We start from the raw sequence: 15,764 nt of genomic DNA, 5'->3' as shown, positions 1-15,764 counted from the left end.
GCCAGATTCCGCCGTTTGGTATATGAACCATGTGTATGGTGCTACGAAATGTTACAAGCCGGCGCCCGCTTTCATCTATGATGGATTTTTATCCAGGGAGGCTTGCATGCGTCTCGCCACGCTGATTTTTCCAGTCCTGCTGGCGCTGGCGGCATCGCCGGCGCTGGCCGATATCAACCTGCACGTCAGTGTCGCCGCCAAGGAGGGCGCCACGCAAATGGATGTGACGCTGGGCGGCAGCTACCTGGCGATCGATACCCCCAAGGGGCGCATGATCTACGATTTTAAGACACGGCGGCGGTATGCCATCGACACGGCGCGCAAGCAGTATGTCGATTACTCGCTCTACGACGTGGTGGGTTTCCGGGTGAGGGAAATGCAGAACCGGCGTGTTTTACAAGGGGCGCTGGGCGCGATCAAAGCCGGGACGCCTATGCCGGGCATGCCGCTGCAGGAAAACGAGCTGTCGCTGCTCGCCGGCGCGCCGGGCGTGGTCGAGGAGCAGGACGGCGGCGGCCTGCGCACCTTCTCGATCGGCGGCGTCAAGCTGGCCACGTGGAGCGAAGCCGGCGCCAAGGTCGACGCGGCCGATGCCGCGCAGTTCGCGCGCTTCCTGCGCTACGCCGAGGGCGGCCATCCGCAGCTGCTCGATATGCTCGCCAAGGGCAGCGTTATTCCGCAGCAGATCACTTTTTTTGTGAGCGGCGACCGCAGTGTGAGCCTGGACGTCAGCGCGGTGCGCAGCGTGCCGCCGCAAGCCTATGATCTCAAGCCCTACACGCCGGAGCGGGATGGCGGCGGCATCGACGGCGTGTTCGATCGCCTCGCGGCGCTGACGCCGGAGCAGCTGGCGGCGCTGCGCGGCCAGTACCCGTGCGACATCGGCGACGACGTCGGCGCGGCGCAGGTGCTCGATACCGTGCTGGGCAAGCTGGAGTGCCGGCTCAGTTATGGCACGCCGCTGTCGATGACGCCCGAGGTGAAGCAGGCGGCGCTCGCATCACCGTCGGTGAAGCTGCTGTTCGCCGCCCTCGATCCCGGCAAGGATTCCGAAAACGCCTTGAAAACACTGGCCGCCTTGCGCGAGCAGGCGCCGCGCAAGACCTATATGCTGAAGGTATTCGAGGCTGGCCAGCGCGGAAGACTGAAGCAGGTGAAGGAGGCCTCGCGGCTGCTGACCGAGGCGCTGCAGACCAACCCGCTGTTGGCCGGCGTCTACGAGGATCTGGGCGAGATGTTCCTGATGCAGTACGATAGTGCGCGTGCCTGGCGCTGCTGGGACACGGGCCGCCGCCTGGTGCCCGGTTTTGTGCTCTTCGATAAAATCAACAAATTCGAGGCCGAGCTGGCGGCGAATCAGCCGGAATACTTTTAAAGAGAACACCATGCCCACCACCGATCCGCGCGTCGACGCCTACATCGCCAAATCCGCCGACTTCGCGCAGCCGATACTGGAACATCTGCGCGCGGTGGTGCATGCGGCCTGTCCCGAGGTGGAGGAGACCATGAAATGGAGCTTCCCGCACTTCATGTACAAGGGCATGATGTGCAGCATGGCTTCCTTCAAGGCGCATTGCGCTTTCGGTTTCTGGAAGGCGGAGCTGCTGATGGCGGACGATGAGGTCAAGCGCGAGGCGATGGGCCATTTCGGCCGTATCACCTCGGTCAAGGATCTGCCATCGAAGAAGGTGCTGGCAGGGTACATCAAGCAGGCCATGAAGCTGAATGACGACGGTGTGGCGGCGCCGGCGCGCGCCAAGCCGGCCACGCCGCGCGCGCTGGAGATTCCCGATGACCTGAGCGCGGCGCTGGACGCGGTGCCGGCCGCGCGCCGGCATTTCGACGCCTTCAGCCCAAGCAAGCAGCGCGACTATGCCGAGTGGCTGACGGAAGCGAAGACCGAAGCCACCCGCGCGCGCAGGCGCGAGCAAGCCATCGCGTGGATCGCCGAGGGGAAGTCGAGAAATTGGAAATACGAGAAGTGTTGAGAGGTTAGCGTTCAGCGGGGTTTGGGCTGGTCGCTAAGGCGCTGAGGGGGCGCCGGATACCGCATGCCGGCGCCTGGCATGGCACGATAGACTAGGTCGATCAATGCATGGACGCGGTTGACAGATCTTTCAGCTCGCGAATGCTGATATCTGACTTCTCATGCATACGCAACAGGATCGTCGCACCTACTGCCAGCTTGCGGTGTCGGATCTTGCTGATGATGGGAGGCTGAACTTCCAGCACCCGGCACAACTCTGCATCGTTCTTCAAGTTCATCTTTTCGATCAAAGTATCAAGAAGCTTGTTTGGGACAAAACTGGATGGCTCCAGTGCCCGCGCACGATTCATGGCTTCAATCAGTTCCAGCTTCTTTTGCCGTACGTTCATGGTTTGCTCCTCCTTTGCTCTAAACGTTAATAAAGTTACGTTTCCCGGCAAGGCTAGCGCCCACAGTTCTTTCTGGTCCGAATGTGGTACGCGACTCAACATTCTTGATAACCATGCAAGTTATTTTCAATAATACTACGGTTAAAAAAAAAGTGCAGGGTTTGCTAAATAAATTATGTTAGTTATTGCGCAAACGGATTGACGATTGTTGTTTCTTGTATGCCGTTGCGAGATAAATGTAGGACTTTGTCTGTCTTTTTAGCAGCAAGTTGCGAATGTGTCACCATGATCGCGCACGCGCCGGTGGCTTTAATTTCGCGCTGCAACAGGTTAAGGATGGCTTCGGCGGTATCAGGATCTAAGTTACCAGTTGGTTCATCGGCCAGGACCAGCGCCGGCCGGTGCACCAGCGCGCGGGCGATGGCCACGCGCTGCATTTGTCCGCCGGAAATCTGATGTGGAAAGTCGTGCTCGCGGCCGCCGAGGCCGACCGCCTCCAGCATTTCCGCAGCGCGTGTCGTGGACAAACCGTTCAGGAGTAGCGGCAGCGCCACATTCTGCAGCAGGGTCAGATGCGGCAGCACGTGGAAGGCCTGGAAGATGAAGCCCATGCGCGAACGCCGCAGTTTGGTGGCGGCGTCGTCGTCGAGGCCGGACATCGGGATGCCGTCGACGACGATCGGCGACGCGCCGGGCGCGGCGTCCGGCGTATCGAGACCGGCGATGAGATTGAGCAGCGTCGATTTGCCGACGCCCGAATCGCCCATGATGGCGACGAATTCACCAGCCTTGAAGGTCCATGATAGCTGGTCCAGCACAGGCCGGCCGCCGTAGGATTTGGAGAGGTTGCGTAGTTCGAGCATTATCGTGTGAGCGCGCGGCGCATGGCAAAGCTGACGCCATCGACCAGCGCCACCAGCAACAGCATGGCGATGATGACGGTGGCGGCCAGCGGCATCTGGAACAGCGACAGGTGGTATTTGAGCATCTGGCCCAAGCCGCCGGCGCCCACCACGCCCAGGATGGCGGCGGCACGGATGTTGTTCTCCCAGCGGTACAGGGTGTAGGACATCATCTGCGGCAGCGTTTGCGGCAGCGTGGCGTAGAGGAAGGCGGCGGTGGCGCTGGCGCCGTTGGTGCGCAGGCTTTGCTCGGGCAGCGGCGCGGCGTTTTCCAGCGAGTCGGCAAACAGCCGGCCCAGCACACCGGCGGTGTGCGCGGCCAGCGCCAGCGTGCCGCCCAGCGGGCCAAGGCCGGCGGCGATCAGCATGATGGAGGCCCACACCAGTTCCGGGATGGAGCGCAGCACATTGAGCACGGCGCGCATGGCGGCGCGCGGCGCGGCGCCGAAGCGGCCGGAGGCCGGCAGCGAGAAGGCCAGGCCGAAGGCCACGGCCAGCAGCGTGCCAAGGCCGGACATGGCCAGCGTTTCAATCGCGGCCCAGAAGGTCTTGGCGAGGAAGGGCAGGCCGGTCTCCGGCGGCGCAAAGCCGGCCAGCAGTTCGAGGCTGCTGTTGATGGCTTCCACGGTGAAGAATTCGCGCCACTTCAATGGCAGCGTGGCGAAGCTGGCGATGACTAGCGCGGCCAGCATGGCCATCAGCACGATGACGGTCCAGTCGCGGCGCGGCGGCTTGGGCATGTGGTTCATCCGAGGCGCCTCCGCAGGACTTTGGAGAACTGGTCGGCCAGCGCCACCAAGGCCACGAACACCAGCAGCATGGAGGCCACTTCGGCGCCCGCCAGCATCTTCATCGATTCGTCCATGCGCTGCCCCAGGCCGCCGGCGCCGACGAAGCCCATCACAACCGAGCCGCGAATCGCGCACTCCCAGCGGTAGACGGTGTAGGACATCAGCTCCGAGGCGGCTTCCGGCAGCACGCCGTACAGCAGCGCGGCCAGCCGCCCGCCGCCATTGGCCAGCAGCGTGTCGCTGGCGTGGGCGTCGGACGATTCAAGGATCTCGGCGTAGACCTTGCCCAGCATGCCGCAGTAGGTGAGGGCGATCGCCAGCACCCCGGCCGTGGGCCCGAGGCCGATGATGCGCACGAACAGCAGCGCCCACACCAGTTCCGGCACCGAACGCAGCACCACCAGCAGCCAGCGCACCGCTTGCCGCACCACACGCGCGGCGGGGCGCATGCGGCCGGTGCCGAGCGCGGAGATCGACAACTGCTCGTTGATCACCAGCGTGGCCGGGATGGCGCCCAGCAGGGCCAGCGCCAGGCCGGCGGTGGCGATGGCCATGGTGTTCCAGGTTTCGCGCAGCAGCATCTGCAGGAATTCCGCGCTGTGCGCGGGCACCAGGAAGTCCGTCAGGAAGCGGCCGGTGGCGCCCAGGCTTTGTTCGTCGAGCAGTATCCACGGCTTGAATTCGCTGATCACCAGCGTTGGCCACAGCACCAGCAGCGCGACGACGATGGCGGCGACGCGGCCGCGCAGGGCGGGATCGCGACGGATGGCGGCCAGGCTGGCCGGTGAGGGCTGGGTGGCCATTACAGGCAGGCGCCCACGCCCAGCTTGACCGCCATGGCGTCGTCTTGCCGGGGGGCGCTGGCGGCCGGTTGTTCGCCCTGGTACAGGGCGGCGATCATTTGCGGTGTGACCTGTTCGCGCGGCAGGTCGAATTCGATGCGGCCGTCGCGCAGGGCGACGATGCGCGGGAAGTGGGCCAGCGCCAGGTCCACCTGGTGCAGGCTGCAGATCAGCGTGGCGTTGCGCGCGCTGGCTTCCTCGCGCAGCGTGTTCAGGGTCAGCTCGGACAGCGCTGGATCCAGCGCGGACAAGGGCTCATCCACCAGCAGCGCCTTGGCCGGCGACAGCAGCAGACGCGCCAGCCCGCAGCGCTGGCGTTCTCCTCCGGACAGGCGGTCGACGCGCGAATACAGTTTGTCGCCAAGATTGAAGCGCGACAGTGCCCGCCATGCGGCTTCCGGATCGGCGGGCTTGAACAGCGAGGCCAGCGCGCGCCACACGCTCCATTGCGGCAGGCGCGCGGCCAGCACCGCCGTCACCACGCGCTGGCGCGGCGGCAGTGGCGGAGTTTGCGGGGCCAGGAACAACTGCGCGCGCAGGCGGTGGCGCGCGGCCTCGCCCAGCGCCCACGGATCCGTGCCGAAGGCCTGGAAGCTGCCTTCCGCCGGCTTGTGGGACAGCGACAACGTCGCCAGCAGGGTGGTCTTGCCGGCGCCGGATGGGCCGATCAGGGCCAGTTGCTCGCCCTGTTCCACGGTCAGGTTAATCGCTTGCAGCGCGGACGACGAGCGCGCGCCGAGGTGGCGCACGGTGAGGTTTTGCAGTTGGTAAGCCGGCATTTACTTCAGCAGGCCGGCGTTCTTGGCCGCCGCTTCGATGTTCTTGTAGTTCTCCGCCTTGGTCGGGATGAACTTGACGGTGCGCTGCAGGTCCATGATGACCTTGTCCTCAGGCTTGTTGATGTCCAGCGCGAGGAAGGCATCGGTCAGCTTTTTCTTCAGGTCCGCGTTCATGTCGGTGCGCACCGACCAGTTGTAGTCGTAGTAGCCGGGCGTGGTGTAGAACACGCGCACCACGGCCGGATCGACCTTCTTGGCCTCCACCAGTTTTTCCCACACCGAGATATTCAGCGCGCCGGCATCGACCTTGCCGCCCGCGACGGCGGCCACGGTGGCGTCGTGCGCGCCGGAGAAGGCGATGCGTTTCAGATCGGTGTCCGGATTGATCTTCGCCTGCAGCAGGTAGTAGCGCGGCATCAGGTGGCCGGAGGTCGAGGACTCGGAGCCGAAGCTCAGGGTCTTGCCCTTGAGGTCATTCAGGCTGTTGATGCCCTTGTTGGTGGTGACGAACACGGAGCGGAATTTCTCATCCTCGGCGCGCTGCACCAGCGGCGTGATCTGGCCCTTGCTGCGATCATTGGCCTGCACAAAGGTGAAGCCGCCGAACCAGACCATGTCCACCTTCTTGTTGATCAGCGCCTCCACCGATGCGGCATAGTCGGTCACCGGCGTGAACTCGACCTTCATGCCGATCTTCTTCTCCAGGTACTCGCCCAGCGGCTTGAACTTGCGCTGCAACTCGGTCGGCGCTTCGTCCGGAATGGCGGACACGCGGAACACGTGATCGGCCGATTGCGCGTGGGACCAGGAAGCGGCCAGCATCATGCCTGCGGCGAGAACGGATTTGAGGGAGATTTTCATTGTGATTTACCCCTTGAGTGTGAAAGGACGCACGGAACTTTTGGTACGGCGCTGCAAAAATGGATATTCGGCTATCATAGCAAAAATCATCTCCACCGATGACCCCCAGAATAAAGGCAGAGCATCCCATGCATATGTCCCGCTCCCCGGCGATTCGTGTTGTGTCGCCCGTAGACAGCAACATGCCGCCGCCGCCACGGCCCGCCCATGGCAGCCCGGAGGTGATCGCGGAAATCAGCGCCGGCCTGCTGGCGGCCAAGGCGCATACCTCGCCCAAGTTCCTGTACGACGGCCTGGGGTCCAAGCTGTTTGAAGCGATCTGCGAACTGCCCGAGTATTATCCCACCCGCACCGAGGCCGCCATCTTCAAGGCCTATGGCGCCGACATGGCGCATGCGATTGGCCCCGGCGCCACCATGATCGACCTGGGCGCGGGCAACTGCGCCAAGGCGGCGTCGCTGTTCCCGCTGCTGCGGCCGGCGCAGTACGTGCCGGTCGATATCTCGCGCGACTTCCTGGAGGGCGCCGTGGCGCAATTGCGGCAGCGCTTCCCGCAGATTGAAATGACGGCGCTGGGGCTGGATTTTTCCAACGGCTTCAGCTTGCCGGACAGCGTGCACACTGGGCGCCGCCTGTTCTTTTATCCTGGTTCCTCGATCGGCAACTTCGCGCCGGCGCAGGCGGTGGAATTCTTGCGCGGGCTGCGCGCCAACGCGGGGCCGGACGGCGGCCTGTTGATCGGGGTCGACCTGATCAAGGATCACGCCGTGCTGGATGCGGCCTACGACGACGCGCTGGGCGTGACCGCCGCCTTCAACCTGAACATGCTGCGCCACCTGAACCATCTGGCGGGGGCGGACTTCGATGTCGAGCAGTGGAAGCACGTGGCCTTCTTCGACTTCGAGCATAGCCGCATCGAGATGCACCTGGAGGCGCGCTGCCCGCTGACGGTGAGCTGGCGTGGCGGCGAGCGCGATTTCGCGCGCGGCGAGCGCATACACACGGAAGACAGCTACAAATACACGCGCCAGTCCCTTGTCGGTTTGCTGGAGCGGGCCGGCTTCGCCACCACGCGCATGTGGACCGATGAAGACAATTGGTTCGCCGTCATTCACGCACGGGTGATTTGAGGATGATGGACCAACTGGGCGCCCGCTACGACGCGGTACGCAAACACACGCTGGCGCTGGCCGAGCCGCTGTCGGACGAAGACTGCGGCGCGCAATCGATGCCCGACGCCAGCCCGATCAAATGGCACCTGGCGCACACCACCTGGTTCTTCGAGACCTTCATCCTGGAACGCATGGAACGCGGCTTCGCGCCGTTTCATCCGGCGTTCCGCATCCTGTTCAACTCCTACTACAACGGCATTGGCGAAAAGCACCCGCGCGCGCAGCGCGGCCTGCTGACGCGGCCCTCGATGGCCGAGGTGCGCGCCTACCGCGCCAATGTGGATGGACGCATGGCGCGGCTGCTGGCGGGTGAGCTGGATGCGGCGCGGCGCGCCGAGCTGTCGATGCTAATCACGCTGGGCATGCAGCACGAGCAGCAGCACCAGGAATTGATGCTGACCGACGTCAAGCACCTGCTGGCGCAAAGCCTGCTGCGGCCGGCCTACATGGCGATACCGCTGCCGGCCGCCGCGGTCGCGGCGCCGCTGGCATGGCAGGCGTTCGAGGGGGGCCTGGCGGAGATCGGCCATCATGGCGACGGCTTCAGCTTCGACAACGAACTTCCGCGCCACAAACAATACGTGGCACCGTTCGCGCTGGCCTCGCGGCTGGTGACCAATGGCGAGTATCTGGCCTTCATCAACGCTGGCGGCTACTTCAACGCCGCGCTGTGGCTGGCCGAAGGGTGGGACTGGGTGCGCGCGCAAAACCTGAAAGCGCCGATCTACTGGTTCCAGGACGAGCAGGGCGGGTGGCAGGAGTTTACGCTGCATGGTCCGCGGCCGCTGGACTTGCAGCGACCGGTCACGCATGTATCCTTGTTCGAGGCGGACGCCTATGCCCACTGGGCCGATGCGCGCCTGCCGACCGAGGCGGAATGGGAATACGCCGCCGCGCACGGGCGGGCATCGATCGAAACCGGCTCGCTGCATCCCGCCGGCGCGGGGGCGGGAGGCGGGCTTCGGCAAATGTTCGGCCATTGCTGGCAATGGACCAGCAGCAGCTACGCGCCATACCCCGGCTTTGCGGCGGCCGAGGGGGCGCTGGGCGAATACAACGGCAAATTCATGCTGAACCAGTACGTGCTGCGCGGTTCCTCGTGCGCGACACCGGAAGGCCATGCGCGGGCCAGTTACCGCAACTTCTTCCCGGCCGGCGCCCGCTGGCAATTCACCGGCATCCGCCTGGCCCGCCAGATCGACGGTTAAGCAACTCCGGGGGCGGGTCCTATGCCGCTAAGTACGAGCCGTCATTCCCGCCTGCGCGGGAATGACGGCTCGTTAGTTTGCGGTCAAAAAAACTTAGATTAGCGGCATTAGGGTGGGGTTATGCCGCTACCTGGCCTTGCGCCTGGCCTGCTTCCACGCGCGCCAGCTGGCGGTTGACGGCGCTCAGCACGGCCTTGAACGAGGCGGTCAGGATGTTGCTGTCGGTGGCCGCGCCGAACAGGGTCGGGCCGTTGGCCAGACGCAGTTCGACATAGCACGCCGCCTTGGCGTTGGCGCCCGAGCCGATCGAGTGCTCATGGTAGTCCATCAGTTTGATGTCCAGGCCCAGTGCGTCGACGAAGGCGTCGATCGGACCATTGCCGCCGCCCTGCAGCGCCAGTGGCGCGCCGCGATGGATCAGGGCGATGTCGATCTGCACCGGCTCGTCACTGCTGGTGTCTTCCACCATCTTGTGCGACTGGTAGGCGTACGGCGTGGACTGCTCGAAGTATTCCTTGCTGAAGATGTCGTAGATGCCTTCGGCGGTGATTTCGAGGCCGGTCTGGTCGGCCACGGCCTGCACCGCGCGGCTGAATTCAATCTGCAGGCGGCGCGGCAGCACCAGGCCATAGTCCTGCTCGAGCAGATAGGACATGCCGCCCTTGCCGGACTGGCTGTTGACGCGGATGACGGCGTCGTAGCTGCGGCCCAGGTCCTGCGGGTCGATCGGCAGGTAAGGGATCTCCCAGATCGCGCCTGCTTCCTGCTTGGCGAAGCCTTTCTTGATCGCGTCCTGGTGCGAGCCGGAGAAGGCGGTGAACACCAGGTCGCCCACGTAGGGATGGCGCGGATGCACCGGCAGCTGGTTGCACTCCTCGACCACTTTGCGCACTTCGTCGATGTCGGAGAAGTCCAGGCCCGGATGCACGCCCTGCGTGTACAGGTTGAGCGCCAGCGTGACCAGGTCGACGTTGCCGGTGCGCTCGCCGTTGCCGAACAGGCAGCCCTCGACGCGGTCGGCGCCCGCCATCACGGCCAGTTCCGCCGAGGCGACGGCGGTGCCGCGGTCGTTGTGCGGGTGGACCGAGATGATCAGCGAGTCGCGGCGGGTCAGCTTGCGCGACATCCATTCGATCTGGTCGGCGTAGACGTTCGGCGTGCTGCATTCCACGGTGGACGGCAGGTTGATGATCATCTTCTTGTTCGGGGTCGGCTCGAAGATGGCGATCACGGCGTCGCAGATATGCTTGGAGAAATCCAGTTCCGTGGTGGAGAAGGATTCCGGGGTGTATTCGTAGCCCCAGTCGGTGTCCGGGTGCTGCCTGGTCAGTTCCTTCACCAGCTTGGCGCCGGTGGTGGCGATGTTGGTGATCTCCTCGCGCGACATGCCGAAGACGACTTTGCGGAACACCGGCGCCACCGAGTTATACAGGTGGATGATGGCGCGCTTGGCGCCGACGCACGATTCCACGGTGCGGCGGATCAGCTCATCGCGCGACTGCGTCAGCACGATGATGGTGACGTCGTCCGGAATACGCTTTTCTTCCACCAGCTTGCGCACGAAATCGAAGTCGGTCTGCGAGGCGGAAGGGAAGCCCACTTCGATCTCTTTCAGGCCGATCTTGATCAGCAGGTCGAACATGCGCAGTTTTTTCTCGATGCTCATCGGCTCGATCAAGGCCTGGTTACCGTCGCGCAGGTCGGTGCTCATCCAGATCGGCGGTTTGCTGATGACGGCGTTGGGCCAGGTACGGTCGGTCAACTGGACGGCTGGGAAGGCGCGGTATTTGCTCGCTGGGTTCTGCAACATCATGGTAGTGCTCCTGAATTCTGTATGTGGGGTGTGCTAAACGATGTGGCGAAAGGCTGCGGCGCGGCCACGGGACACTAGGCGCGGCAACCGATCGGTAGTTTTAGCAGGTGCGAAAAAGCTGGGAGCATCGGTACAACTTTCCTGATTTTGGGGAGTCGAGTGCGGCTTATGGCCGGCACCGGGGTACAACAGAGGCGCGGATTAAACGCGCGCTAGTAGACGCGCTGCTAGCGATAGGGCGCTGGCAGGCGATAGCAGGAAAGCGGATAGGTGCAGATGCGAGATCATTCCTAGAATGTAAGCGATCCCCGCCGATGTCGTCAAGCGAAATTGGCGGGGTTGTCGTTTAGGCTACATTGACACGCGCCGGGCCGGCGGCCATGCGGCCGATGACGGCGGCTTCGCCGAAGCCTTCGCGATGGAACAGGGCCAGGACCTGGTCCACGCTGGCCGCGTCGCAGGAGACCAGCAGGCCGCCGGAGGTCTGTGGGTCGGTCAGCAGCGAGTGCTGGGCGGGCGTGATCGATTCCGCCAGCGTGACCTCGGCGCCGTAGGCGGCCCAGTTGCGGCCGGAGGCGCCGGTAAAATAGCCGTCGTGCGCCAGTTGTTCGACGCCCGGCAGCAGCGGGATCTTGCTCATTTCCAGATGCGCCTCCAGCCTGGCGCCGCGCGCCAGCTCCAGCAGGTGGCCCAGCAGGCCGAAACCGGTGACGTCGGTCAGCGCGTGCACGCCCGGCAGCTCGGACAGCGCCTTGCCCGGTTTATTCAGCTTGGTGGTGTTGGCGATCATGGCCTGGTAGCCTGCCGCGTCCAGCGCGTCCTTCTTCAGCGCCGCCGACAGCACGCCCACGCCCAGCGGTTTGCCGAGAATGAGCACATCGCCGGCCTGGGCGTCCGCGTTGCGCTTGACTTTCGAGGGATGGACCAGGCCCATGACCACCAGGCCGTAGATCGGCTCGACCGAGTCGATGGTGTGGCCGCCGGCGATGGGGATGCCGGCTTCGGCGCAAATCGATTCGCCGCCCTTGATGATCTGGCCGATGGTCTCAACCGGCAGTTTGTTGATCGGCATGCCCACCAGTGCCAGTGCCATGATCGGCGTGCCGCCCATGGCGTACACGTCGGAGATGGCGTTGGTGGCGGCGATGCGGCCGAAGTCGTACGGGTCGTCCACGATCGGCATGAAGAAGTCGGTGGTGGCGATCAGCGCCTGCTCGTCATTCAGTTTATAGACGGCGGCGTCGTCGGCGGTCTCGATCCCGACCAGCAGTTCCTTGGGCACCGGGAAGCCGTTGGAGTTCTTCAGGATCTCGGATAGCACGCCGGGCGCGATTTTGCAGCCGCAGCCGCCGCCGTGCGAGAAGGAGGTGAGTTTGATGGGGGCGTCGCTCATGGTTGGCATCCTTGGTTAAGTCTTATGCAGCAGATTATCCACCAACTCCAGCAACGCCGCTTGCTCGGCGGCCGGCGCGAACAGCGGCGCGCGGGCGTCGCACTGGGCGCGCAGAATGGCATGGAAGTCATGGTCTTCGGTGACGCGGTCGATCAGCCGCGCCAGCGCGGCGGCGTCGCCAGCCGGGAAGTAGCCGGCGTAATCGTCGCCCAGCATGCCGCGATTGCCGCCGATGTCGCTGGCCAGCACCGGCACGCCGGCGCACACGGCTTCGATGATGACGTTGGCGCCGCCCTCCATGTGCGAGGTCAGCGCCATGGCGCGGCTGCGCTTGAGACGCTGACGCGTAGCCGCGTGCGGCATCGCGCCCAGCCAGCGATAGCGCGGATGTTGGGCGGCGGTGGCTTGCGCGGCCGCCGCCAGCGCTGGCTCCAGCGCGCCGCCGATGTGGATCAGCCGTGCCGAAGGCGCCCGCACCAGCGCCGCCGCGCGCATGAAGGTGAGCGGGTCTTTTTCCTCGCGCAGGTGGCCGACCATGCAGATGTCGGCGTGGCGCCGCAGGCCGACGAAGGGCCGCAGCGAGGCTGCCGATTGATGGATGACCCGCGCCTTGGCGCGCAACGACGCGGGCAGGACCTGCAGGCCATGCCGCTGCAGCACCACCAGGGCATCGGCCTGCCGCAGCGAGCGCTGGGCGCTGGCGTCGGTTTCGATGTCGCGATACAGGTCGGTGCCGGTCAGCAGCAGGATGGACGGGCGCGTCGGGTAGGCGCGCGTCCAGGCGTCGAGCGAGGGAGCGGAGCGGCGCGCGTGCAGGGCGATCAACAGGTCGGGCGGCGCGGCCGGGGCCTGGGTCTCCGCTTCCGCAGGCCACTGCGGCGCGAGGGTGACGCGGTGGCGCGTGCGCAGGAATCGCGCCCAGCGGCTGGCACTCTGCCAGTTGCCATTGTTGTTGCGGGCGGAGGCGGGGCTGACGATCCAGATATGTGCTTGGCTCACTGGTGTTTTGCTTGAAAGTGGTTACAATCGTCGCATGACTTCTTCATTCAGGAACGCCACCTCGCAGCAGATGGCTGAAGCCCTTCAGCATGCCCGGGATTATACGCTGTCGCTGTTCGATAGTTTTGTCGCGGCGGGCATGGACGCGCCGACGCGCGTGCCGCAGCTGCGCATCATCAATCCGCCGCTGTGGGAGCTGGGTCATACGGCGTGGTTTGCCGAATGGTTTATTCTGCGCGAGGCCGCGTCCAGCCATCCGGCGGACGCCAACGGCAACTGCCTGCTGACCAAGGGGGACGACTGGTTCGACTCCGCGCGCGTGCCGCACCGCAGCCGCTGGACGCTGGATCTGCCCAGCACCGGCGGCGTCAAGACCTACTGTCACGAAGTGCTGGACCGCGTGCTCGACAAGCTCTCGCGCGAGGCTAATACCGACGAGGCCTTGTACCCATATCGGCTGGCGCTGGCGCATGAGGACATGCATGGCGAGGCATTCCACTACACCTTGCAGACACTGGGCCTGCCCACGCCGCTGCCGCAGACCGGCGAGGTGCTGGGCGCGTTTGCGCCGTCGGAGATCAGCTTCCCCGGCGGGATTATCCAACTGGGCAGCAAGGCCGGCACCGGCTTTGTGTTCGATAACGAGCGCCAGTCGCATGCCTTCCACGTGGCGCCGTTTCGCATGGATAGCACACTGGTGACCAACGCCCAGTATGCGGATTTCGTCGCCGATGGCGGCTATGACAACCGCCAGTTCTGGAGCCAGGCCGGCGCCGACTGGCTGATGCGCCAGGAGCGTTCGGCGCCGCGCTACTGGCAGCGCGACGGCGGGCAGTGGCGCACCGTGCGCTTCGGGAAGCTGTGCACCCTGGCCGGCGCGGAGCCGGTGCGGCACGTGAATCTATATGAAGCCCAGGCTTATTGCGCCTGGGCCGGTCGCCGCCTGCCGACCGAGGCCGAGTGGGAATACGCGGCTTTGTCGGGTCATCCGGCGTTTCGCTGGGGGCAGCTGTGGGAGTGGACGGCGTCGCCGTTCGAGCCTTATCCGGACTTCAAGGCGGATCGCTACCTTGAATACTCGGAGCCGTGGTTCCACACGCACCAGGTGCTGCGCGGGGCGTCGTTCGTCACGCCGTCGCGCTTTGGCTCGGCCAAATTCCGTAATTTCTACCTGCCGGAACGCGACGATATCTTTGCAGGTTTCCGCACCTGCGCCTGGCCCGGGTAGCTTCGCATTTGGCGGGGGCTCTGCTATGCTTTTTGTTTTAAACCTCGACAAGGGCGCCCTCCATGAAACTGAAGCACTTCCTGATCTCCGCAGCTGTCCTGGGCGCGGCGGCGCAAGCCTGCGCGGCCGAGCAGGTGACCGCCATCCGCGCCGGCAAACTGGTGGACGTTGTGGCCGGCACGGTGCTCAAGGATCAGACCATCATCATCACCGGCGAGCGCATTAGCGCGGTCGGTCCGAGTGCTTCAACCAAGGTGCCGGCCGGCGCGCAGCTGATCGATCTGTCGGCGCAAACCGTGCTGCCTGGCCTGATCGACATGCACACCCACCTGACCGCCGACCCGTTCATGAGCGGCTACAACTCGCTGGGCGTGTCCGACACGCGCGCCGCGCTGTATGGCGTGCGGGCGGCGCGCAAGACGCTGGAAGCCGGTTTCACCACCGTGCGCAACGTCGGCGCCGGCGGCTTTGGCGACGTGGCGCTGCGCGACGCCATCAACGACGGCGATTTCATCGGCCCGCGCATGCGCACCGCCGGTTACGCCATCGGCATCAAGGGTGGCCACTGCGACGAGAACCTGCTGCCGCCGGACGCGAACTTCACCGGCCGTGGCGTGGCGGACGGCCCATGGGAAGCGCGCGCCAAGGTGCGCGAGATGGCCAAGTATGGCGCCGACGTGATCAAGATCTGCGCCTCCGGCGGCGTGCTGTCGAAAGGCGATGAGCCAGGTGCGCAGCAGTACACGCTGGAAGAGATGCAAGCCATCGTCAACGAGGCGCATAAGCTGGGCCGCAAGGTGGCCGCGCACGCGCACGGCACCAGCGCCATTCACGACGCCATCCTCGCCGGCGTGGATTCGATCGAACACGCAAGCCTGATCGACGACACCAACATCAAGCTGGCCAGGGAGAAGGGCACTTACCTCGTGATGGACATCTACAACGATGACTTCATCCTGCAGGAGGGCATCAAGGCCGGCATGCTGCCGGAATCGATCGAGAAGGAGAAGGTCATCGGCCAGCTGCAGCGCGATAACTTCCGCAAGGCCTTCCAGGGCGGCGCCAAAATGGCCTTCGGCTCCGACTCCGGCGTTTATCCGCACGGCGACAACGCCAAGCAGTTCTACTACATGACCAAGTACGGCATGACCTCGATGCAGGCCATCCAGGCCGCCACCATCAACGCGGCCGACCTGTTGGGCTGGAAGGACCGTGTGGGTTCGATCAGCGTCGGCAAGTACGCCGACATCATCGCCGTCAAGGGCAATGCCGCGGAAGACGCCACCGAACTAACCAAGGTGTCGTTCGTGATGAAGGGCGGCGCGGTGATCCGCCAGCAGTAATGGGCTGACAGGTCATCACGCTGGCTCGCCAGGCCATGCGGGCGGTGTAGGGGGAAG

15 protein-coding genes are annotated in these 15,764 nt (G+C 64.8%); 6 read left to right on the top strand and 9 right to left on the bottom strand.

The annotated features are described in order from the left end of the window. Window positions 1–106: 106 nt before the first annotated feature. Both FHW83_RS16015 and FHW83_RS16010 read left to right on the top strand, forming a co-directional pair. Window positions 107–1,375, top strand: coding sequence for a hypothetical protein (locus FHW83_RS16015; protein ID WP_176647339.1), 1,269 nt, complete (start codon window positions 107–109; stop codon window positions 1,373–1,375). Window positions 1,376–1,385: 10 nt separating this feature from the next. After that, a complete protein-coding gene (locus tag FHW83_RS16010; protein ID WP_176647338.1) occupies window positions 1,386–1,988 on the top strand; it encodes a YdeI family protein in 603 nt (200 codons plus the stop codon). 100 nt (window positions 1,989–2,088) lie between these two features. On the opposite strand, the gene FHW83_RS16005 is transcribed toward FHW83_RS16010, so the two are convergent. The 6 genes from FHW83_RS16005 to FHW83_RS15980 form a co-directional block, all read right to left on the bottom strand. Next, window positions 2,089–2,376, bottom strand: coding sequence for a hypothetical protein (locus FHW83_RS16005; protein ID WP_008447145.1), 288 nt, complete (start codon window positions 2,374–2,376; stop codon window positions 2,089–2,091). A 182-nt stretch (window positions 2,377–2,558) separates the two neighbouring features. Beyond that, a complete protein-coding gene (locus FHW83_RS16000) occupies window positions 2,559–3,239 on the bottom strand; it encodes an ABC transporter ATP-binding protein (protein ID WP_176647337.1) in 681 nt (226 codons plus the stop codon). Continuing rightward, a complete protein-coding gene (phnE, locus tag FHW83_RS15995) occupies window positions 3,239–4,027 on the bottom strand; it encodes a phosphonate ABC transporter, permease protein PhnE (RefSeq protein WP_176647336.1) in 789 nt (262 codons plus the stop codon). Before phnE ends, FHW83_RS16000 begins: the two co-directional genes overlap by 1 nt. Further along, a complete protein-coding gene (locus tag FHW83_RS15990) occupies window positions 4,024–4,872 on the bottom strand; it encodes an ABC transporter permease (RefSeq protein WP_176647335.1) in 849 nt (282 codons plus the stop codon). Before FHW83_RS15990 ends, phnE begins: the two co-directional genes overlap by 4 nt. After that, window positions 4,872–5,690 (bottom strand): phosphonate ABC transporter ATP-binding protein, encoded by an 819-nt coding sequence (locus tag FHW83_RS15985; protein ID WP_176647334.1) that lies wholly within the window; start codon window positions 5,688–5,690, stop codon window positions 4,872–4,874. The genes FHW83_RS15990 and FHW83_RS15985 overlap by 1 nt, the downstream gene beginning before the upstream one ends. Beyond that, window positions 5,691–6,551, bottom strand: a complete 861-nt coding sequence (locus FHW83_RS15980) for a putative selenate ABC transporter substrate-binding protein (protein WP_176647333.1) — start codon at window positions 6,549–6,551, stop codon at window positions 5,691–5,693. It lies immediately after the preceding gene. 182 nt (window positions 6,552–6,733) lie between these two features. On the opposite strand from FHW83_RS15980, the gene egtD reads away from it, so the two are divergent. Both egtD and egtB read left to right on the top strand, forming a co-directional pair. Next, window positions 6,734–7,681: an L-histidine N(alpha)-methyltransferase gene (egtD, locus tag FHW83_RS15975; RefSeq protein ID WP_229224221.1), complete on the top strand. Its 948-nt coding sequence runs from the start codon at window positions 6,734–6,736 to the stop codon at window positions 7,679–7,681. A gap of 5 nt (window positions 7,682–7,686) precedes the next feature. Further along, window positions 7,687–8,931, top strand: coding sequence for an ergothioneine biosynthesis protein EgtB (egtB, locus tag FHW83_RS15970; RefSeq protein ID WP_176647403.1), 1,245 nt, complete (start codon window positions 7,687–7,689; stop codon window positions 8,929–8,931). Window positions 8,932–9,049: 118 nt separating this feature from the next. On the opposite strand, the gene leuA is transcribed toward egtB, so the two are convergent. The 3 genes from leuA to senB all read right to left on the bottom strand — a co-directional run bounded on the left by leuA (window position 9,050) and on the right by senB (window position 13,136). Further along, window positions 9,050–10,744 (bottom strand): 2-isopropylmalate synthase, encoded by a 1,695-nt coding sequence (leuA, locus tag FHW83_RS15965; protein ID WP_176647331.1) that lies wholly within the window; start codon window positions 10,742–10,744, stop codon window positions 9,050–9,052. Window positions 10,745–11,090: 346 nt separating this feature from the next. Continuing rightward, on the bottom strand, window positions 11,091–12,137 hold the full coding sequence (selD, locus tag FHW83_RS15960; RefSeq protein WP_176647330.1) for a selenide, water dikinase SelD: 1,047 nt from the start codon (window positions 12,135–12,137) through the stop codon (window positions 11,091–11,093). Between the two features lie 15 nt (window positions 12,138–12,152). Next, complete coding sequence (gene senB / locus FHW83_RS15955) at window positions 12,153–13,136, bottom strand: selenoneine biosynthesis selenosugar synthase SenB (protein WP_176647329.1); 984 nt, start codon at window positions 13,134–13,136, stop codon at window positions 12,153–12,155. Between the two features lie 34 nt (window positions 13,137–13,170). On the opposite strand from senB, the gene senA reads away from it, so the two are divergent. Both senA and FHW83_RS15945 read left to right on the top strand, forming a co-directional pair. Beyond that, window positions 13,171–14,364, top strand: coding sequence for a selenoneine synthase SenA (gene senA, locus FHW83_RS15950; protein ID WP_304506226.1), 1,194 nt, complete (start codon window positions 13,171–13,173; stop codon window positions 14,362–14,364). 62 nt (window positions 14,365–14,426) lie between these two features. Further along, window positions 14,427–15,707 (top strand): amidohydrolase family protein, encoded by a 1,281-nt coding sequence (locus tag FHW83_RS15945; protein WP_176647328.1) that lies wholly within the window; start codon window positions 14,427–14,429, stop codon window positions 15,705–15,707. The last annotated feature ends 57 nt before the right edge of the window (window positions 15,708–15,764 follow it).

The sequence above is a fragment of the Duganella sp. SG902 genome (assembly GCF_013376005.1).
GTDB lineage: Bacteria > Pseudomonadota > Gammaproteobacteria > Burkholderiales > Burkholderiaceae_D > Rugamonas.
This window is presented reverse-complemented; position numbering and strand designations above follow the sequence as displayed.